General features: G+C 61.4%; 20 protein-coding genes. 8 read left to right on the forward strand and 12 right to left on the reverse strand.

The genetic code is table 11. The annotated features are described in order from the left end of the window. The first annotated feature begins 15 nt into the window (after positions 1 to 15). On the forward strand, positions 16 to 1,206 hold the full coding sequence (locus OVA07_RS10925) for a cytochrome P450 (RefSeq protein ID WP_268171448.1): 1,191 nt from the start codon (positions 16 to 18) through the stop codon (positions 1,204 to 1,206). On the opposite strand, the gene OVA07_RS10930 is transcribed toward OVA07_RS10925, so the two are convergent. Further along, on the reverse strand, positions 1,203 to 1,973 hold the full coding sequence (locus OVA07_RS10930; protein WP_268171449.1) for a TSUP family transporter: 771 nt from the start codon (positions 1,971 to 1,973) through the stop codon (positions 1,203 to 1,205). The genes OVA07_RS10925 and OVA07_RS10930 overlap by 4 nt on opposite strands. Before the next feature lie 62 nt (positions 1,974 to 2,035). Between OVA07_RS10930 and tgt the strand changes: the two genes are divergently transcribed. Continuing rightward, positions 2,036 to 3,160, forward strand: a complete 1,125-nt coding sequence (tgt, locus tag OVA07_RS10935) for a tRNA guanosine(34) transglycosylase Tgt (RefSeq protein WP_268171450.1) — start codon at positions 2,036 to 2,038, stop codon at positions 3,158 to 3,160. On the opposite strand, the gene OVA07_RS10940 is transcribed toward tgt, so the two are convergent. Next, positions 3,157 to 3,354: a hypothetical protein gene (locus OVA07_RS10940; protein ID WP_268171451.1), complete on the reverse strand. Its 198-nt coding sequence runs from the start codon at positions 3,352 to 3,354 to the stop codon at positions 3,157 to 3,159. The two genes, tgt and OVA07_RS10940, sit on opposite strands and share 4 nt — an antisense overlap. A 160-nt stretch (positions 3,355 to 3,514) precedes the next feature. Beyond that, positions 3,515 to 4,126: a 30S ribosomal protein S4 gene (rpsD, locus tag OVA07_RS10945; protein ID WP_268171452.1), complete on the reverse strand. Its 612-nt coding sequence runs from the start codon at positions 4,124 to 4,126 to the stop codon at positions 3,515 to 3,517. 211 nt (positions 4,127 to 4,337) lie between these two features. On the opposite strand from rpsD, the gene OVA07_RS10950 reads away from it, so the two are divergent. Next, positions 4,338 to 4,643: a chorismate mutase gene (locus tag OVA07_RS10950; protein ID WP_268171453.1), complete on the forward strand. Its 306-nt coding sequence runs from the start codon at positions 4,338 to 4,340 to the stop codon at positions 4,641 to 4,643. On the opposite strand, the gene OVA07_RS10955 is transcribed toward OVA07_RS10950, so the two are convergent. From OVA07_RS10955 to rpiB, 5 genes are read right to left on the reverse strand one after another with little or no spacing between them, the layout of a single operon-like run. Continuing rightward, positions 4,640 to 5,401, reverse strand: a complete 762-nt coding sequence (locus tag OVA07_RS10955; RefSeq protein WP_268171454.1) for an RNA methyltransferase — start codon at positions 5,399 to 5,401, stop codon at positions 4,640 to 4,642. The two genes, OVA07_RS10950 and OVA07_RS10955, sit on opposite strands and share 4 nt — an antisense overlap. Continuing rightward, the gene (nrdR, locus tag OVA07_RS10960) at positions 5,398 to 5,874 is read right to left on the reverse strand and encodes a transcriptional regulator NrdR (RefSeq protein WP_268171455.1); all 477 of its coding nucleotides are present in this window, start codon (positions 5,872 to 5,874) and stop codon (positions 5,398 to 5,400) included. The genes OVA07_RS10955 and nrdR overlap by 4 nt, the downstream gene beginning before the upstream one ends. A gap of 4 nt (positions 5,875 to 5,878) precedes the next feature. Further along, positions 5,879 to 6,085 carry a hypothetical protein gene (locus OVA07_RS10965; protein WP_268171456.1) on the reverse strand — a complete coding sequence of 69 codons (207 nt, stop codon included), beginning with the start codon at positions 6,083 to 6,085 and terminating at the stop codon, positions 5,879 to 5,881. Positions 6,086 to 6,089: 4 nt separating this feature from the next. After that, the gene (gene glyA, locus OVA07_RS10970; RefSeq protein ID WP_268171457.1) at positions 6,090 to 7,400 is read right to left on the reverse strand and encodes a serine hydroxymethyltransferase; all 1,311 of its coding nucleotides are present in this window, start codon (positions 7,398 to 7,400) and stop codon (positions 6,090 to 6,092) included. A 14-nt stretch (positions 7,401 to 7,414) separates the two neighbouring features. After that, positions 7,415 to 7,852, reverse strand: coding sequence for a ribose 5-phosphate isomerase B (gene rpiB, locus OVA07_RS10975; RefSeq protein ID WP_268172686.1), 438 nt, complete (start codon positions 7,850 to 7,852; stop codon positions 7,415 to 7,417). A gap of 227 nt (positions 7,853 to 8,079) precedes the next feature. On the opposite strand from rpiB, the gene OVA07_RS10980 reads away from it, so the two are divergent. Then, positions 8,080 to 9,372, forward strand: coding sequence for a flavin-dependent oxidoreductase (locus OVA07_RS10980; RefSeq protein ID WP_268171458.1), 1,293 nt, complete (start codon positions 8,080 to 8,082; stop codon positions 9,370 to 9,372). Continuing rightward, the gene (locus tag OVA07_RS10985; protein WP_268171459.1) at positions 9,369 to 9,824 is read left to right on the forward strand and encodes a DUF3237 domain-containing protein; all 456 of its coding nucleotides are present in this window, start codon (positions 9,369 to 9,371) and stop codon (positions 9,822 to 9,824) included. Before OVA07_RS10980 ends, OVA07_RS10985 begins: the two co-directional genes overlap by 4 nt. Positions 9,825 to 9,888: 64 nt before the next feature. On the opposite strand, the gene rpoD is transcribed toward OVA07_RS10985, so the two are convergent. From rpoD to OVA07_RS11000, 3 genes are read right to left on the reverse strand one after another with little or no spacing between them, the layout of a single operon-like run. After that, positions 9,889 to 11,895, reverse strand: coding sequence for an RNA polymerase sigma factor RpoD (rpoD, locus tag OVA07_RS10990; RefSeq protein ID WP_268171460.1), 2,007 nt, complete (start codon positions 11,893 to 11,895; stop codon positions 9,889 to 9,891). 52 nt (positions 11,896 to 11,947) lie between these two features. After that, the gene (dnaG, locus tag OVA07_RS10995) at positions 11,948 to 13,813 is read right to left on the reverse strand and encodes a DNA primase (protein ID WP_268171461.1); all 1,866 of its coding nucleotides are present in this window, start codon (positions 13,811 to 13,813) and stop codon (positions 11,948 to 11,950) included. A gap of 7 nt (positions 13,814 to 13,820) precedes the next feature. Beyond that, a complete protein-coding gene (locus tag OVA07_RS11000) occupies positions 13,821 to 14,276 on the reverse strand; it encodes a GatB/YqeY domain-containing protein (RefSeq protein WP_268171462.1) in 456 nt (151 codons plus the stop codon). Positions 14,277 to 14,438: 162 nt separating this feature from the next. Between OVA07_RS11000 and carA the strand changes: the two genes are divergently transcribed. The 3 genes from carA to greA all read left to right on the forward strand — a co-directional run bounded on the left by carA (position 14,439) and on the right by greA (position 19,620). After that, complete coding sequence (carA, locus tag OVA07_RS11005; protein ID WP_268171463.1) at positions 14,439 to 15,614, forward strand: glutamine-hydrolyzing carbamoyl-phosphate synthase small subunit; 1,176 nt, start codon at positions 14,439 to 14,441, stop codon at positions 15,612 to 15,614. Positions 15,615 to 15,685: 71 nt separating this feature from the next. Further along, complete coding sequence (gene carB / locus OVA07_RS11010) at positions 15,686 to 19,009, forward strand: carbamoyl-phosphate synthase large subunit (RefSeq protein WP_268171464.1); 3,324 nt, start codon at positions 15,686 to 15,688, stop codon at positions 19,007 to 19,009. A gap of 134 nt (positions 19,010 to 19,143) precedes the next feature. After that, positions 19,144 to 19,620 (forward strand): transcription elongation factor GreA, encoded by a 477-nt coding sequence (gene greA, locus OVA07_RS11015; RefSeq protein WP_268171465.1) that lies wholly within the window; start codon positions 19,144 to 19,146, stop codon positions 19,618 to 19,620. A 92-nt stretch (positions 19,621 to 19,712) separates the two neighbouring features. Here greA and OVA07_RS11020 read toward each other — a convergent pair whose 3' ends face one another. Then, entirely contained in the window at positions 19,713 to 19,934 is a 222-nt protein-coding gene (locus OVA07_RS11020) for a DUF4170 domain-containing protein (protein WP_268171466.1), read from the reverse strand. Between the last annotated feature and the right edge of the window lie 9 nt (positions 19,935 to 19,943).

The following is a 19,943-nucleotide window of genomic DNA, read 5'->3' on the forward strand; positions in this document are numbered from 1 at the left end:
GCGAGAGGATGGCGTATGGTTCCGGCACATGTTCCGGCAGATCGGGTTGTGGATTTCGATCTGTTCAATCCGCCCGGTGTCGAGCACGATTTCTTTGCTGCATGGAAGACGCTGCTGGGTGGGCCGGGTCTGGTGTGGACCACGGCCAATGGCGGGCACTGGATTGCCGCGCGCGGCGATGTGGTGCGCGGCCTGTGGGCCGATGCGGAGCGCCTTTCCAGCGAATGTCTGGCGGTGACGCCGGGGCTGGGCGAAGTGATGCAGTTCATTCCGCTGCAGCAAGATGGGGCGGAGCATAAGGCCTTTCGCATGTCGGTGATGAAAGGGCTGGCATCGCGCTTCGTGGTGGCCCTTGAACCGAAAGTGGCCGAGGTGGCGCGCGAGCTGATCGATGGCTTACGGCCGCAGGGGCGCTGCGATTTCGTGGCGGATTTTGCCGAAATCCTGCCGCTGAACATCTTTTTGACCTTGATCGACGTGCCGCTGGAAGATCGCCCGCGCTTGCGCCAACTGGGTGTGCAACTGACCCGGCCTGATGGTTCCATGACGGTGGAGCAGCTGAAGCAGGCCGCGGATGATTATCTGTGGCCGTTTATCGAAAAGCGCATGGCCAACCCCGGCGACGATCTGTTCAGCCGCATTCTGGCCGAACCGGTCATGGGCAGGCCGTGGAGCGTGGATGAAGCGCGGCGGATGTGCCGCAACCTGCTGTTTGGCGGGCTGGACACGGTGGCGGCGATGATTGGCATGGTGGCGCTGCATCTGGCGCGGTACCCGGCTGACCAGCAATTGCTGCGCGACCAGCCCGATCTGATTCCGGCAGCGGCCGACGAACTGATGCGCCGTTATCCCACCGTAGCGGTCAGCCGCAATGCGGTGGCCGATGTCGAGGTGGATGGGGTGACCATCCGCAAGGGCGATCTGGTTTACCTGCCCAGCGTGCTGCACAATCTTGATCCGGCCAGCTTTGATGCGCCGGAAGAGGTGCGCTTCGACCGTGACCTTACCCCGATCCGGCACACCACGATGGGCGTTGGCGTGCATCGCTGTGTCGGGGCGGGATTGGCGCGGATGGAAGTGATCGTGTTCCTGCGCGAATGGCTGACGCGCATGCCGACCGTCTCGCTTGACCTCGGAAAACCGGTGGCGATGAAAGGCGGTAACGTCGGGGCCTGCACCGCGCTTCCGCTGGTATGGAGCGTTTAAGCGGCAAACCAGCCCCAGACGAGGCGTAGCGTCAAGCCAATGCTGACAACCACCAGCAGCGGGCGGATCATCTTGGCGCCAAAGCGCGTGGCGAAGTGCGAACCGATCCATGCGCCAGTCATGGCGCCTGCGCCCATGCACAGGCCCAGAATCCACATCGCCTGCCCGCCTACGGTGAACACGATCACGCTGGCAAGATTGCTGACGACGTTGAGGTATTTGGTCAGGCCTGTGGCGCGCGTAAGGCCAAGGCCGCGCAGGCCAACCAGCGTGGTTGCGAAGAACTGGCCTGCGCCGGGACCGAAGAACCCGTCATAAAAGCCCACGCCCGCGCCGACCGGCATATAGCCCTTTTCGCCAAGGTGTCCATGGCGGTCCTGATCGCTCATGTTCGGGGAGAACACGGTGTAAAGCGCGACCGCGATCAACAGCACCGGCACCACCAGTTTCAGCACATCGGCGCTGAGATGCTGGATGGCAAGCGAACCTGCCAGCGCGCCGATGAACACGACGGCAGCGGTGGGCGCGCTGGTGCGGAAGCTGAACAGGCCCGCCTTGTGATAGCGCCATGTGGCCATGGCGGTGCCGCACATCGACTGCACCTTGTTGGTGCCCAGCACCACATGCGGGGGAAGGCCAGTGGTCAGCAGGACCGGCATCATCACAAGGCCACCACCGCCCGCCACCGCATCGATAAAGCCGGTAAACACGGCAAGCAGCGTGAGCGCGGGATAAAACCACAGGTCGAGGTTTGCAGGTTCGATCATTTGCGCCGTTTGGCGATTGCGCCTAAGGGCCGCAACTCCCTTTTATCGAGTTTTTCCGCGCAATGACCCGTTTCGCCTTCGATATCCATGCAACTGACGGCAAAGCCCGCACCGGTACGATCCGCATGATGCGCGGAGACATTCGCACACCCGCGTTCATGCCGGTGGGCACGGCGGCCACGGTCAAGGCGATGAAGGTGGAGGATGTGCGGGCAGCGGGCGCCGACATCATCCTGGGCAACACCTACCACCTGATGCTGCGCCCCGGTGCCGAACGGGTGGCGCGGCTGGGTGGCCTGCACAAGTTCATGGGCTGGGACCGCCCGATCCTGACCGATAGCGGCGGCTATCAGGTGATGAGCCTTTCGGACCTGCGCAAGATTACCGAAGAAGGCGTGACCTTTGCCAGCCATCTGGATGGTTCGCGGCATATGTTAAGCCCTGAACGATCGATGGAGATCCAGCGGTTGCTGGGGTCGGACATCGTGATGTGCTTTGACGAATGCCCTCGTGCTGACCAACCACGCGACGCCATTGCCAAATCGATGGAAATGTCGATGCGCTGGGCCAAGCGCAGCCGCGATGCGTTCGATTCAGGCAAAGACCATGCGGCGCGTTCGGCGCTGTTCGGCATTCAGCAGGGCGCGCTGGACGAAGGTTTGCGCAAGGCGAGCGCCGATGCGCTGATCGATGTGGGTTTTGACGGCTATGCCATTGGCGGTCTGGCCGTGGGCGAAGGGCAGGAGGCGATGTTCGCCACGCTGGACTTTGCGCCGTCGCAATTGCCCGCTGACCGCCCGCGCTATTTGATGGGTGTGGGCAAGCCTGACGATCTGGTGGGCGCGGTGGAGCGCGGGGTGGACATGTTCGATTGCGTGCTGCCGACGCGATCGGGCCGCAATGGTCAGGCGTTTACGTGGAATGGCCCGCTGAACATGCGCAATGCCCGCCATGCCGAGGATATGGGGCCGCTGGATGAACGCTGCCCATGCCCGACCTGTCAGAAATACAGCCGCGCTTATCTCAACCACTTGCAGAAGTCGGGCGAAATGCTGGGGGCAATGCTGCTGACCGAGCATAACCTGTGGTTCTATCAGGAGCTTATGGCTGGAATGCGCGCGGCGATTGCCGAGGGGCGTTTTGCGGCCTTTGCGGCTGATTTCCGACGGGATTATTTCGCGCGTTAGGCAGCGATGCCCTGCGGATCGTTTTCGAAATCCGATTGGTCAATTTCGAGCCGCGTTTCCCGATAGGGATAGAATTTGCCGCTGCGTTCATCAAAGAACCCGGCGCCGATGGCGACGGCCTGACGCTGTGCCGTTATCAGATCGGGATACCATTTGCCGGTGCGGTGCGGGGTGAGGAAGCGATAGAGAGGCATGCCCTCTCAATCGCTGCGCTGTGCGACGGTTCCCTGACATGACGCAAATTTCATCGCAAAATTCGCATCCAAAACAAAACTTTACCGCACGGAAACAGATACGAAAAAGGCGGAGCTTGCGCCCCGCCTTTTCTGCGTATCCGTAACGAATCCGACAGGATCAGCGCGAATAGAATTCGACGACCAGATTCGGTTCCATCTTCACCGGATAGGGCACTTCGTCCAGCGTCGGAACGCGGGTGAAGGTGACCTTGTCGCCATCAGCGGCAACATAATCGGGAACTTCACGCTCAGGCAGGGTCTGCGCTTCAGCGATGAGAGCCATTTCCTTGGCCTTCTTGCCAAGGCTGACCACGTCGCCGGGGCGAACGCGACGCGACGCGATGTTGCACTTCACGCCGTTGACGTAGATGTGACCGTGCGAAACGACCTGACGGGCCGAGAAGATGGTCGGCGCGAACTTGGCGCGATACACGACCATGTCCAGACGCTGTTCGAGCAGGCCGATCAGGTTCTGACCGGTATCGCCCTTCATCTTCGACGCTTCCTGGTAGGTGCGCTTGAACTGCTTTTCGGTCACGTCGCCGTAGTAGCCCTTGAGCTTCTGCTTGGCGCGGAGCTGCAGACCGAAGTCCGAAACCTTGCTTTTGCGGCGCTGGCCGTGCTGGCCGGGACCATACGAACGACGGTTTACCGACGACTTGGGACGACCCCAGATGTTTTCGCCAAGGCGACGGTCAATTTTGTACTTTGATGCTTTGCGCTTCGACATGCGCTGCATTCCTTCAATTTGCATTGCGCCAGCAAATGCGCTGGTGCTTCTGGTCCCGGAACCGCACCATCAGGCCTGATACCTGATGCGGCCGCCGCTTCACCGGGAGTGCGGAGCCAATTGCGAAGCGCGGCCAAGAACAGAGATTTCGTGCATTGTCAAGGGCACCTGCCATAGACAGCGCAGGCAATCTGGGCTGCAATCGAAAACGATGCACATCAGCCCGCCCAGTACAGACCTTTTTGATCCGCAGGACAGCGCTTCTGGCGGTGTGGACGATATCGATCAACAGATATTGATCCTTCTTTCCCAGCGGTTTGCGTTTGCACGACACCATGGCGAGGCGAGCGCGCATGATGACGATATGCGTCGCCAGTCGCTTACAGCGATTCGGCGCAAAGCGTTTGAGCTGGGCATTCCGGTCAGTCTGGTCGCAGATTTCTGGGACCGGATGTTCGATGCGTCTGCGGCAATGCGCGATCAGGCGATCATGCAGCAGCGCGTGATGCGCGATTAGCCGCGCGATTCGTCGCCCGGTTTTGACCCCGGCTTGCGTCTCAACGCGCTGAGCACGCCGCGCAGGGTGCGGATTTCCAGATGGTTCCAGCCCGGTTTGGTCAGCATGGTGCGCAAAGTGCGGCGTGTGGCTGTGGCGCGGCTTTCCGGCTCGAAATAACCGCGCGGTTCCAGCAGCGCGCTCAATTGTTCGAACATGCCCTCAAAATCCTCCTGCGGGGCAGGGGGGAGGATGTCTTCTACCGTTGGTTGCACCAGATCGGCATGTTTGGACCATTCATAGGCGCACAGAATTACTGCCTGCGCCAGATTGAGCGAGCCGAATTCCGGGTTGATCGGCACGGTCACGATGGCGCGGGCCAGCGCCACGTCATCGGTTTCCAGCCCCGACCGTTCAGGCCCGAAAATGATCGCGCTGCGCCCGTTGGCAGTCACGATATCCTTGGCAGCCTGTTCGGGCGTCAGCACAGGCTTGGTCACACCGCGCTTGCGCACCGTGGTGGCATAGACGTGCGCGCAATCGGACACGGCATCGGCCAGCGTTTCAAACACCTGCGCGTTTTCCAGCACTACGTCCGCGCCTGCGGCAGCGGGACCAGCAGAAGGATTGGGCCAGCCATCGCGCGGGGAGACGAGCCGCATTTCGGTAAGGCCGAAGTTCAGCATGGCGCGCGCGGCCTTGCCGATATTCTCACCCAGTTGTGGACGCACCAGCACGATTACCGGCTGGCGCAGGGCTGCGCCGTTATCGTCGCTCACTTCTTGCCCGCCTCGATGCCGCTGACTTCCTGCACGCTGCTGGCGAATTCTTCAAAGTCGCGCGCTTCTGCAAAGTCGCGATAGACGCTGGCGAAGCGGATATAGGCCACGCTGTCCAACTGGCGCAGGCCTTCCATAACCATTTCGCCAATCGCTTTGGATGGCACTTCGGCATCGCCCATGGTTTCGATCTGGCGCTGGATGCCGGATACAAGCTGATCTAGCCGCTCCTGTGCCACCGGCCGTTTGCGACAGGCGAGCGAGACGGATTGTTCGATTTTGCTACGATCAAACGGTTCGCGCCGTTCTCCGCTTTTCACCACCAGAACTTCGCGCAGTTGCACACGTTCGAACGTGGTGAAGCGTGCGCCGCAGCCTTCGCATTGGCGCCGCCGGCGGATCGAGGTGTTATCCTCGCTCGGCCGGCTGTCTTTTACCTGGCTGTTGTCATGGGCGCAGAACGGGCAACGCATCAGCTTATCGTTTGATCCGCTGCCACAAGGCAAAGCCTGCGCCCACGGCAAGGCCCAGCGGGATGGAGACGACCGGAAGCACCGCGCCTGCCACCGCACCGACGGCCATGCCGGTCAGCACCGGCTTGGTCGACGGGTGGGCCATGCCCTGCTTTGCCATGCCGGTGATTTCCTGCTTGGCACGGGCGGCGATATCATCACGGTCGTTCATAGGCTTACAGCTCCGGATAGATCGGGAACTGCGCGCAAAGGTCGGCCACACGGTCGCGCACGCGCTGTTCGATCTGACCATCGCCTTCATCGCCATTGCGAGCAAGGCCATCGACCACTTCACCAATCAGCGCACCAATAATGCGGAACTCTTCTTCACGGAAACCGCGCGTGGTGCCTGCGGGCGTGCCAAGGCGAATGCCCGACGTGACGAAGGGCGAGCGCTTGTCGAACGGAACGCCGTTCTTGTTGCAGGTGAGCCATGCGCGGTCGAGGCCCTTTTCAGCAGCCTTGCCAGTCACGTCCTTGGCCGACAGGTCCACCAGCATCAGGTGGTTGTCGGTGCCGCCCGAAACGACCGACAGGCCAGCAGCCTTGACCGCTTCGGCCAGCGCGCGGGCGTTTGCGACGACTTGCGCCGCATAGGCCTTGAATTCAGGACGCAGCGCTTCGCCAAAGGCAACCGCCTTGGCCGCGATGACGTGGACCAGCGGGCCGCCCTGCATACCGGGGAACACCGCCATGTTGACCTTCTTGGCGATGTCTTCGTCGTTGGTCAGGATCACGCCTGAACGCGGGCCGCGCAGCGACTTGTGCGTCGTGGTGGTGACGACGTGGGCATGGGGGAAGGGCGAAGGGTGCGCGCCACCGGCGACAAGGCCGGAGAAGTGCGACATATCGACCAGCAGCCATGCGCCCACTTCGTCCGCGATCTTGCGGAAGGCTTCAAAGTCCCACACGCGCGAATAGGCGGTGCCGCCAGCGATAATCAGCTTGGGCTTGTTTTCGCGGGCAAGGCGGGCAACCTCTTCCATGTCGATCAGGTGATCGTCTTCGCGCACGCCATAGGGGATGGGCTTGAACCACTTCCCGCTCATGTTCACAGGCGAGCCGTGGGTCAGGTGGCCACCCGAATTGAGGTCGAGGCCCATGAAGCTGTCGCCCGGCTGTAGCAGGGCAAGGAACACGGCCTGGTTCATCTGGCTGCCCGAATTGGGCTGCACATTGGCGAACTGGCAGCCGAACAGTTGCTTGGCGCGTTCAATCGCCAGCGTTTCTACCACGTCGGCATATTCGCAGCCACCGTAATAGCGCTTGCCCGGATAGCCTTCAGCATACTTGTTGGTGAAGACCGAACCGGTCGCTTCCAGCACGGCAAGGCTGGTGATGTTTTCAGACGCGATCAGTTCGATCTTGGTCTGCTGGCGCTTCAATTCACCCCGGATCGCGGCGAAGACTTCTGCGTCGGCGCTTTCCAGATGTTCGGTGAAGAAGCCGGCCTTGCGGATTTCCGGCGCTGCGGTGGCAGTGGTCATCTCAAATGGCTCCTTCAGAATGCGGGATTGGAAAGCTTTTCGACGCGGCCAGCATGGCGACCACCGCCGAATTCAGTGGAAAGAAATGCGTCGAGGCAGGCCTTGGCCATATCCTCGCCCGTCAGGCGTGCGCCCATGGCAATCACGTTGGCGTCGTTATGTTCGCGCGCAAGGGCAGCGGACAGTGGTTCGGACACCAGCGCGCAGCGGCAGGCAGGGTTGCGATTGACCGCCACCGAAATGCCGATGCCCGATCCGCACAGCGCCACGCCATATTCGGCAATGCCTTCGGCCACGACCGAGGCGAGGGCGTAGCCATAGTCCGGGTAATCCACCCGGTCAGCGGTTTCAGGGCCAAGGTCGGCAACCTCGTGACCGAGGCCGATCAGGTATTCGCGCAGGGTCGCCTTAAGGTCGACGGCGGCGTGATCGGAAGCGATTGCAATGCGCATGATGTCCGTTTCGACTGCCATTTTACGGGATTCGTTCGCGGCCCCATAGGCTCTTGGGACCAATGAAGCCACCGCAAATCGCGCGCGGAAATCTGCCCCTTTGGGCCAATCATAACAGATGTGGGCTTTCATCAGGCCGATTCCGGGGTGCCGACAATTGCCAGCCGGGGCGGGCGCAGGTAAGCGCGCCTGCGCAAAATACGATCACGGACGGAAAGACAGATACGATGCCGCAGGAACATGTGCTGATTGCCGGAGGCGGCATCGGAGGGCTGGTGCTGGCGCTGACGCTGCACCAGATCGGCGTTTCCTGCACCGTGTTTGAAAGCGTGCGCGATCTGAAGCCGCTAGGCGTGGGCATCAATCTGCAGCCCAATGCGGTGCGTGAACTGGAAGATCTTGGCATCGGCGAGGCCGAGATGGATGCGGTGGGCATTCCGGCGCGCGAATGGGCGCTGGTCGGCCTGAATGGGCGCGAGATATACTCCGAACCGCGTGGCAAGCTGGCAGGCTATAACTGGCACCAGTATGCAGTCCATCGCGGCGAATTTCACCTGATGCTCTATCGCACGGTGATTGAGCGACTGGGACCGGATGCGGTGCGACTGGGCCACAAGGTTACCGGGTATCGCAACGAAGCCGACGGCACTGTCACCGTGCTGGTGGAGAAAGCGACTGGCGGCACGGATGAGGTGGCGGGCACGCTGCTGTTTGGCGCTGATGGCATTCATTCGTCGATCCGCGCGCAGATGCATCCCGCCCAGCCGCCGATCCATTGGGGCGGCACGATCATGTGGCGCGGCACGGCCAAGGGCGTGCCGATCCGCACCGGGTCTTCGTTCGTGGGCCTTGGCACCAGCCGCCATCGCGTGGTGCTTTACCCCATATCTCATCCCGATGCCGATGGCCTGTGCGACATCAACTGGATTGCCGAACAGACGTATGACACCGACCATGACTGGACCAAATCCGGCTGGTTCCGGCCGGTGGAAATGGCCGAGTTCGCGCATGAATTCGACGGCTTCGTCTATGACTGGCTGAACCTGCCTGAACTGCTCGCCAAGTCAGACGTGGCTTATGAAAACCCGATGATCGACCGCGATCCGCTGCCAACGTGGATCGACGGTGCGGTGGCATTGATGGGCGATGCGGCGCATCCGATGTATCCCACAGGATCGAATGGCGCATCACAGGCGATCATGGATGCACGAATCATCGGGCGGCTCATGCTGGAGCGCGGCGTTACGCCTGCCGCGCTCAAGGCGTTTGACGAAGAGTTTTGCGGTCCGGTGGGGCAGGTAGCCATGCGCAATCGCGGGGCAGGGCCGTTCGGTCTGCTCAACATGGTGGATGACCGCTGTGGGGGACAGTTCGATAACATCGATGATGTGATCCCGGCGGAAGACCGGCGCGCTTTCATGCTGGCCTATCAGCAGGCGGCAGGGTTCGCCAAGGATCGCCTGAACGCTGCGCCGCGCACGATTGCACAGGGCGCGAAAGTGGCGAAGGTGACGGCATGACCATTGCGCTCACTCACGCCACTGACCTTGTGGTCGAACTTTCCAGACCGCACGAAATGGGGGAATGTCCCACGGGCACGCGGCGTATCATCCCGATTGTCGGTGGCAGCGCCAGTGGCACGCTGCTGTCTGGCCGCATCCTGCCCATCGGGGCCGATTGGCAGACGGTGCTGACAGGCGGCATTGCCGATCTGGATGCCCGCTATGCCATCGAAACGACGGACGGCGCGGTGATCGAGGTTATCAGTCAGGGCGTGCGCCATGCCTCTGCCGAAGTACACGCGCGCATTGCGGGCGGCGAACAGGTCGATCCGGCGGAATATTACATGCGCACCGCAATCCGGCTGGAAACCGGCCACGCGACTTATGGCTGGGTAAACCGCGCGCTGTTCATCGCGCGCGGCGGCAAAGTGGGCAATACGGTGCGCCTGTCGGTTTACCGGGTGGACTGAAACAGGAAAAGGGCGGCGAAACCGAAGTCCCGCCGCCCTTTTCCTGTTTGCCTTGCCTCGACGCTTACTGATCGAGGAATGAGCGCATCTTGCGCGACCGCGATGGGTGCTTGAGCTTGCGCAGCGCCTTCGCTTCGATCTGGCGGATACGTTCGCGCGTGACCGAGAACTGCTGGCCGACTTCTTCCAGCGTGTGATCGGTGTTCATGCCGATGCCGAAACGCATGCGCAGCACACGTTCTTCGCGCGGGGTGAGGCTGGCAAGGACGCGGGTGACCGTTTCCTTGAGGTTGGCCTGAATCGCCGCGTCCACCGGAATGATCGCGTTCTTGTCTTCGATGAAGTCGCCCAGATGCGAATCTTCCTCGTCGCCAATCGGCGTTTCGAGGGAGATCGGTTCCTTGGCGATCTTCATCACCTTGCGCACCTTTTCGAGCGGCATTGAAAGCCGTTCGGCCATTTCCTCTGGCGTCGGCTCGCGGCCTTGCTCGTGCAGGAATTGACGGCTGGTGCGGACCAGCTTGTTGATCGTTTCGATCATATGCACCGGAATACGGATGGTGCGGGCCTGATCTGCGATGGATCGCGTGATCGCCTGCCTGATCCACCAGGTGGCATAAGTCGAGAACTTGTAACCGCGGCGGTATTCGAACTTGTCGACCGCCTTCATCAGGCCAATGTTGCCTTCCTGAATAAGATCAAGGAATTGCAGGCCGCGATTGGTGTATTTCTTGGCGATCGAGATCACCAGACGCAGGTTCGCCTCGACCATTTCCTTCTTGGCGATGCGCGCTTCGCGTTCACCCTTCTGGACCATGTTCACAATACGGCGGAATTCGCCCAGCGACATGCCGGTGGCCGAAGCGATGTCCGAAATTTCGGCGCGAATGCGTTCAACCGGCACCAGTTCGTTGGCAGCAAAGGCTGCCCACTTTTTGTCACGGGTGGCAAGGCCCTGCAACCAGCCATCGTCCATTTCGCGCCCGACATACATGTCGAGGAAGTCCTTGCGCGGCACCTTGTGGCGTTCGGCCAGACGCAGCATCTGGCCACCCAGCGTCGTCAACCGGCGGTTGAAGGCGTAGAGGTTGTCGACCAGATATTCGATCTTCGATGCGTGGAACTGCACCGATTCCACTTGCGCGGTCAGGTCTTCGCGCAGCTTTTGATACTGCGTTTCCTTGGCGGCAGGAAAATCGTTGCCTGCGCCCAGCGAATTCAGCCGGTCAGCCTGAATCTTTTCGAAAGCGCGGAACAGTGCGGTGATTTCGGCAAAGCGTTCAAGCGCGGCAGGCTTGAGCTGGGCTTCCATCTGGGCAAGGCTGAGGGTGTTATCCTCTTCCTCTTCCTCGGCCGGACGGGCGCGGCGTTCGCGCAGCTCGTCGTCCTCGTCGTCAGGAGTTTCTTCCTCTTCGACGTCTTCTTCTTCCTTGAAGGTCGGCCCGGCGGTGGCTTCGCTGATTTCCGGCTCGCCCGCTTCTTCACCGTCTTCGGAAAGGTTTTCCGGCTGTGGCTCCTTTGAAAGCATCGCGTCGAGATCGAGAATCTCGCGCAGCTGCATTTCACCCGCATTCAGCGCGTCGGACCACTGGATGATGGCGTGGAAGGTGATCGGGCTTTCGCACAGCCCCATAATCATCGTGTCGCGCCCGGCTTCGATGCGCTTGGCGATGGCGATTTCGCCCTCGCGGCTGAGCAGTTCGACCGCGCCCATTTCGCGCAGGTACATGCGCACAGGGTCGTCGGTCCGTTCGACCGTTTCCTTGCGCTTGATGATGTCGGGACGATCTTCGACCGTTTCGGCCTCGTCCAGCTCGTCGTCCTGCGCCTTTTCCTCAGGATCAACGGCGTCTTCGTCACTTTCGACGATGTTGACGCCCATTTCCGAGATGGCGGCCATGATGTCTTCGATCTGTTCCGAAGACATCTGGTCCTGAGGCAGCGCCTCGTTCAACTCGTCATAGGTGATGATGCCGCGCCGCTTGGCGCGGGCGATCAGCTTTTTCACCGATGCATCGTTGAGGTCAATCAGCGGAGCGTCGCCGCTATCGGTCTTATCGTTCGAAGCCATTTAACCCCGGTACCACCAGTTCGAGTCGCGCTCCGCAAAGAGCTTGCTATAATTATAACGAAGCACGAGCACGGCCCATCTGCCCCAAACGGGCAAGCAATGCCAGCCTTCGCTGCAACAATCGTTGCTGTTCAGCAAAAGTTTCGTCGGAAAACTCCGCTTCATGGCGTTGCGTGGCTGTTGCCAGCGCCACTTCGACGGCCGGCAGTTCAACCAGAAGGGCCACTGCTTCGGCCAGTTCGTCCGAAGCCTGTTCACCATGACCGGTCAAAAAGCCGAATCGCATTCCGGCGCAATCTTCCGCCGACGGGAGCCGTAATTCCCGTTCTGCCAATATGGGGGCAAGGTCTGTGGTTTCAAGCAGTGCGCCTTGTGCCGATTCGACCAGCAAGGCATCGATCAGCGCGCACATTGCCGGATCTTCAGGCTGCAGGCGTGCCAGCGCATCAGCGTGGCGGGCAATTTCGTGCGGATGCCGAATTAAGCCTGACAGAACGGCTGCCAGCAAGGACTGGCTTTGTCCGGTGCCGACTTTCAGCATCTTCGCCCTGTCCTGCGCGCCCAGCGGCGGCGGGGCTGGTTTCCACGGCTGACCTTTGCCGCGCGACGCGCCACCACCCTGCCGGGGCTGAAACGGCGCGCGCTCCTTGCGGGCAAAGGCCAGTTCGCCAAACCGTTCGGTCAGTTCGCGGCGATAAAGTGACTTGATATCGGGATGCTGGATCGTCTCGCAATGCTGCAGCAACCGCGCTTTCAGCCCGGCCTTGTCTTCTGGTGTATCGAGCGGCGCAGCAGCGCGTTCAGCATCCCACAACACGTCGACCAGACTGCGCGCGCCTGCCAGAAGGTCTTCCATCGCCTTTGCGCCCTGGGCCTTGATGACATCGTCGGGGTCCATGCCGGTGGGCAGGGTGGCGATGCGCAAGCTGTGGCCGGGGCGCAGCAAGGGCAGGGCGCGGGTGATGGCGCGCATGGCCGCACGTTGCCCGGCCGCATCGCCATCGAAACACAGCGTCGGTGTTTCCACCAGTCGCCAAAGCCGTTCAATCTGGTGTTCGGTCAGCGCCGTGCCCAGCGGCGCCACCCCTTCGCCAATACCCGCAGCGGCCAGCGCCACCACGTCCATATAGCCTTCAACCACCACCACCCGGCCCGCCTGGCGCGATGCGGGCGAGGCGCGGTGCAGGTTGTAAACCGTGCGCCCCTTGTCAAACAGCGGCGTGTCGGGCGAGTTCAGATATTTTGGGGCATCTGTCTTTTCCGCGCTGAGGATACGCCCGCCAAAGGCAATCACCCGCCCGCGCGGATCAAGGATCGGCAGCATCAGCCGCCCGCGAAAGCGGTCATAAGGCTCCTTGCCTTCCACCACGATCCGCAGGCCCGCCTCGATCAGCATGGCATCAGGGAAGGCTGACAACGCTTCCTTCAACGCGGTGCGGCTATCCGGTGCAAAGCCAAAGCCGAATTCGCGCACGATGCGGTCAGGAAACCCGCGCGATGCCAGATAGCGCCGCGCCTCGGCCCCACGATCTTCGCCAAGACTGCGCACGAAAAATTCCTGCGCCGCCGCCATGACGTCGTGCAGCGACTTCTGCTGTTCGGCCACGCGCGCCGCACGCGGATCAGGGGCGGGCACTTCCATCCCGGCCTGCACCGCCAGCTCCTTCACCGCGTCCATGAACGGCAGGCCCTGATGATCGGTCATCCACCGGATCACGTCACCATGGGCGCCGCAACCGAAGCAGTGATAAAAGCCCTTTTCGTCGTTGATCGTGAAGCTGGGCGTCTTCTCGTTATGGAACGGGCAGCACGCCTTGAATTCCCGCCCCGCCTTGGTCACACGCACCGAACGCCCGATCAACCCTGAAAGGGAGACGCGGGCACGCAGTTCGTCCAGCCATTGCGGGGTGAGGCTCATGGCTGAATCACCCCGCCAGCGCCGCCTTAACCAGACCGCTGGCCTTGCTCATATCAAGCTGGGTGCCATGCTTGGCTTTCAGCGCGGCCACGACCTTGCCCATGTCCTTCATGCCTGCGGCTCCGCTTTCGGCGATGATCGTGGCGATGGCGGCGCGGGTGTCGTCTTCGCTCATCTGCTGGGGCAGGAATTCCTCGATCACGGCCATTTCGGCCTTTTCGATGTCGGCCAGCTCCTGCCGTCCGCCCTGTTCATACAGGGTGATCGATTCGCGGCGCTGCTTGGCCATTTTCTGCAGAACGTCGGTGACCAGCACATCATCGTCGGGCACGGTGGTTGCCGTGCGCAGTTCGATGTCCTTGTCCTTCAGCTTGGCAAGGATAAGCCGAACGGCGGCCAGACGCGGCTTGTCGCCAGCTTTCATGGCGGAAATCTGGGCGGCCTTGATCGTATCGCGGATCATGTAAACGTATTTCCTGTGATGGTTGTCCGCCGGAAAAAGCGGGAAAGACCGCCTGTAGGCCAAACTTTCCGAAATCGCTAGGTTGACGCTGCGGCCATGCAGGTCTAGCTGCCGCCCCTTAGCGACATCATCAGAAACTTTTCCAACGGAGCGCCCCATATCATGGCCGACCCCGCACTTTCGCACGCGCCTCAACCAGACGGCGCTACGGGAGTCCTCGTTACTGCGGACGGATCGGTTGCGTGGGGCCGCGGCTTTGGTGCCACCGGTTCTGCCGTGGGCGAAGTCTGCTTCAACACTGCCATGACCGGCTATCAGGAAGTGATGACCGATCCGTCCTATGCGGCGCAGATCGTCACCTTTACCTTCCCGCACATCGGCAATGTCGGCACCAATGCCGAAGACATGGAAAGCCATGGCGTGCCCGGCGCTGTCGGCTGCGTGGTGCGCGAAGATGTGACCGCCCCTGCCAACTTCCGCTCTGCTGGCACATTCCAGCAATGGATGGAAAAGCACGGCAAGATCGGCATTGCCGGTTTGGACACCCGCGCGCTGACCCGCCGCATCCGCATGACCGGCGCGCCCAACGCCGTCATCGCGCACGATCCCAAGGGCAACTTTGATATTCCCGCGCTGATCGAGCGCGCCCGCACCTGGCCCGGCCTTGAAGGCATGGACCTTGCCCGCGTCGTCACCCGCGATGGGCAGGAAGCATGGGAAGGTTCGGTCTGGCATCTGGGGCAGGGCTTTGGCCGCAGCCCCCACGATGCGCGCCCGCATGTCGTCGCCATGGATTTCGGCGCGAAGGACAACATCTTCCGCAATCTGGTGAAGGCTGGGGCGAGCGTCACCGTGGTTCCGGCGGAAACCTCGCTGGAAACCATCCTCGGCCTCAACCCCGATGGCGTGTTCCTGTCGAACGGCCCCGGCGATCCTGCCGCCACCGGCGCTTATGCCGTGCCGGTGATCCAGAAGCTGTTGGAAATGGACAAACCGATCTTCGGCATCTGCCTCGGTCACCAGATGCTCGCGCTCGCCGCCGGTGCCCGCACCACCAAGATGCATCAGGGCCATCGCGGCGCGAACCACCCGGTTCAGCGCAAGGAAGATGGCGTGGTCGAGATCACCTCGATGAACCACGGCTTTGCAGTGGACAACACGCCCGGCGCGCTGGGCGACAATGTGATCGAAACGCATGTTTCGCTGTTTGACGGTTCCAACTGCGGGATTGCGGTGAAGGGCAAGAAGGCCTTTGGTGTGCAATATCACCCTGAGGCTTCGCCGGGACCGCAGGACAGTTTCTACCTGTTCGAGAAATTTGTAGCATCGCTCGGCTGAGCGATTGACCCTGAGTATTCCTTCCCCCGGCGCGACCCACACGCGACGGGGGCTGAAACACGAGAGCGATAATGCCCAAACGCACTGACATCTCCTCGATCCTGATTATCGGCGCCGGGCCGATCATCATCGGCCAGGCTTGCGAGTTCGATTATTCGGGCACGCAGGCGGTGAAGGCGCTCAAGGAAGAGGGCTATCGCATCATTCTGGTCAACTCGAACCCCGCGACGATCATGACCGATCCGGACATGGCCGATGCGACCTATATCGAGCCGATCACGCCCGAAGTCGTCGCCAAGATCATCGAGAAGGAGCGCCCCGATGCGCTGCTGCCGACGATGGGCGGGCAGACCGCGCTGAACACCGCGCTGGCGCTGTTCAACGATGGCACGCTGGAAAAGTTCGGTGTGCAGATGATCGGTGCCGATGCCGATGCCATCGACAAGGCCGAAGACCGTCAGCGTTTCCGCGAGGCAATGGACAAGATCGGGCTGGAATCGGCACGGTCGGGTGTGGCCCACACCATCGACGAAGCGCTTGAGATTCTTGAGCGCACCGGCCTTCCGTCGATCATCCGCCCCAGCTTCACCATGGGCGGCACCGGCGGCGGCATTGCCTATAACAAGGAAGAATTCGTCAAGATCGTGCGCGGCGGGCTTGAAGCCAGCCCGACGACCGAAGTCCTGATCGAGGAATCGCTCCTCGGCTGGAAAGAATACGAGATGGAGGTCGTTCGGGACAAGAACGACAACTGCATCATCATCTGTTCCATCGAAAACGTCGATCCGATGGGCGTCCACACCGGCGATTCCATCACCGTTGCGCCCGCGCTGACGCTGACCGACAAGGAATACCAGATCATGCGCAATGCATCGATCGCGGTGCTCCGTGAAATCGGCGTGGAAACCGGTGGTTCGAACGTGCAGTTCGCGGTCAATCCCGCCGATGGCCGCCTGATCGTCATCGAAATGAACCCGCGCGTGTCGCGCTCGTCCGCGCTGGCATCAAAGGCCACTGGCTTCCCGATTGCCAAAGTCGCGGCCAAGCTGGCGGTGGGTTACACGCTGGACGAAATCACCAACGACATCACCGGTGCAACGCCTGCCGCGTTTGAACCGACCATCGATTACGTCGTCACCAAGATCCCGCGCTTCGCCTTTGAAAAGTTCAAGGGCGCAGAACCGCTGCTGGGCACGGCGATGAAGTCGGTCGGCGAAGTCATGGCGATTGGCCGCAATATCAAGGAATCGATGCAGAAGGCCCTGCGCGGGCTGGAAACCGGGCTTGATGGCTTTAACCGCGTGGTCGAACTGGAAGGCGCCAGCCGTGACCAGATCACCGCTGCGCTTTCGCGCGCCACGCCCGAACGCCTGCTGGTGATCGCACAGGCCTTCCGCGAAGGTCTTTCGGTGGACGACGTTCACGCCGTCACCAAGTACGAACCATGGTTCCTGCGCCACATCTTTGAAATCATAGAAGAAGAAGGCAAGATCCAGAGCGATGGTCTGCCCAACGATGCGGCTGGCCTGCGCCGCCTGAAAGCCATGGGCTTTTCGGACAAGCGCCTTGCCACGCTGGCGGTGCGTTCGGTCGGCGTTGCGGGCGGTATGGGTGAAACCCAGGCCAAGCGTTCCGGCCTGCTGCACGATGCGCTGCGCGCCATGGCCGGGGCCACCAGCGAAGACGAAGTGCGCAAGCTGCGTCACAAGCTGGGCGTGCGCCCGGTGTTCAAGCGGATCGACAGCTGCGCAGCGGAATTCGAGGCGGTGACGCCTTACATGTATTCCACCTATGAAGGCGGCCTGTTCGCTGAACCGGAAAACGAAGCCGCGCCTTCGAACCGCAAGAAGATCGTCATTCTCGGCGGCGGCCCGAACCGCATCGGGCAGGGCATCGAATTCGACTATTGCTGCTGCCACGCCTGTTTCGCGCTCGAAGATGCCGGGTTCGAAACGATCATGGTCAACTGCAATCCCGAAACCGTGTCGACCGACTATGACACCTCGGATCGCCTCTATTTCGAACCGCTGACCGCCGAAGACGTGCTCGAAATCCTCGATATCGAGCGCTCGAACGGCGAACTGGTGGGCGTGATCGTGCAGTTCGGCGGGCAGACCCCGCTCAAGCTGGCGCAGGCGCTGCAGGATGCGGGCATCCCCATCCTTGGCACGTCGCCCGATTCCATAGACCTTGCCGAAGACCGTGAACGCTTTGCCGCGCTGGTGGGTAAACTCGGCCTCAAGCAGCCGATGAACGGCATCGCGCGCAGCCGTGACGAAGCCGTCGCCGTGGCCAGCCGCATCGGTTACCCCGTGCTGATCCGTCCCAGCTATGTGCTGGGTGGTCGCGCCATGGAAATCGTCGACAGCCAGGCGCAGCTTGACGACTACATCGCCACCGCCGTTCAGGTGTCGGGCGACAGCCCGGTGCTGATCGACCAGTATCTGCGCGATGCCATCGAATGCGACGTCGATGCGCTGGCCGATGGTGATGACGTGGTTGTGGCGGGCGTGCTTCAGCACATCGAAGAAGCCGGGATCCATTCGGGCGACAGCGCCTGCACGCTGCCGCCTTATAGCCTGTCGGCTGAAATCATTGCCGAAATGGAACGTCAGGCAGTGCTTCTGGCACGCGGGTTGAACGTCCGTGGCCTGATGAACATCCAGTTCGCGATCAAGGACAACGAAGTCTACCTGATCGAAGTGAACCCGCGCGCCAGCCGCACGGTGCCGTTCGTCGCCAAGGCCATCGGTCAGCCGATTGCCAAGTTTGCCGCCCGCATCATGGCGGGCGAAAAGATCGCCAACCTGCCGGCGATCAAGCGCGACATCGACTACATGGCGGTCAAGGAAGCGGTGTTCCCGTTCGCGCGGTTCCCCGGCATCGATCCGGTGCTGTCGCCCGAAATGAAGTCCACCGGTGAAGTCATGGGCATCGACAGCACCTTTGCGGTTGCCTTTGCCAAGTCGCAGTTGGGTGCAGGCACCGTGCTGCCGCAGGCGGGTACGCTGTTTGTTTCGGTCAAGGATACGGACAAGGCCATTGTGCTTCCCGCCGTGCGCAAGCTGGCCGGGCTGGGCTTCAAGATCGTCGCAACCGGCGGCACGGCGCGCTATCTCACCGATGCGGGTGTCATTGTCGAACGGGTCAACAAGGTGGCCGAAGGGCGTCCGCATATTGTGGACCGGATCATCGACGGCGATATCGCGTTGATTTTCAACACCACCGAAGGCTGGCAGAGCCACAAGGACTCGCAATCGATCCGCGCTTCGGCGCTGGGCGCGAAGGTGCCGTACTTCACAACGGCAGCAGCATCTGTCGCGGCTGTGGAAGCCATCGAAGCCCTGCGCTCTGCCGAACTTGAAGTGCGTTCGTTGCAGGACTATTATAGCTGAACCTCTACAAGTCCCCCGGCATCGTGGAACAGACGGTCCGGCCTGGCGCATTCGGCGTCGGTCGGCGGGGGCTAAGTTTTCCCTTGGATGCCGTAACGGCGGCCGGGGGAGCAGGACAGGAAAGAGACTGACGGATGGCGAGTGTGGAAAAGCTGCCGATGCTTGCGGAAGGCTACGAAAAGCTGACCGCCGAGCTGAAAGCGCTGCGCGAAGAGCGGCCCCTGATCGTTGACGCGATCGAGGAAGCACGCGCCCATGGTGACCTTTCCGAAAACGCCGAATATCATGCGGCGAAGGAACGCCAGGGGCAGGTTGAAGCGACCATTGGCGATCTTGAAGATCGCGTCAGCCGCGCACAGATCATCGATCCGACCACGCTTTCGGGCGACAAGATCATTTTCGGCGCAACCGTCACCTTGCTGGATGACGATGAAAAGCCGGTGCGTTACCAGATTGTCGGCCCGTATGAAGCCGACGCCAAGAAGGGCATGATTAGTTACAACTCGCCGCTGGGCAAGGCGCTGATCGGCCGCAAGGTGGACGAAGAAATCGAAGTGACGGTGCCGTCGGGCGACAAGTTCTATCTTGTCCAGAAGATCGAGTTCATCTGAACCCGTTTATCGGTTCCGTTCACAAGCGGCGCAAAAGAAAAGGCCCCGGAGCGATCCGGGGCCTTTCTTGTCTGTCCAGACCGTTCAAAAGATCAGTCTTTCGGCAGTTCCGGTTCCATCACGCGATGCAGATGCACGATGACGTAACGCATTTCAGCGTCGTCCACCGTGCGCTGTGCCGCGCTGCGCCATGCGTCTTCGGCGCTGGCATAGTCAGGAAACACGCCGACCATATCCACGGCTTTCAGATCGACAAACTCAAGGCCCTGCGGGTCTTTCACCCGACCGCCCATCACAAGGTGCAGCTTTTGCATTGGCGACTT

It is taken from the genome of Novosphingobium sp. SL115 (assembly GCF_026672515.1).
Taxonomy (GTDB): domain Bacteria; phylum Pseudomonadota; class Alphaproteobacteria; order Sphingomonadales; family Sphingomonadaceae; genus Novosphingobium.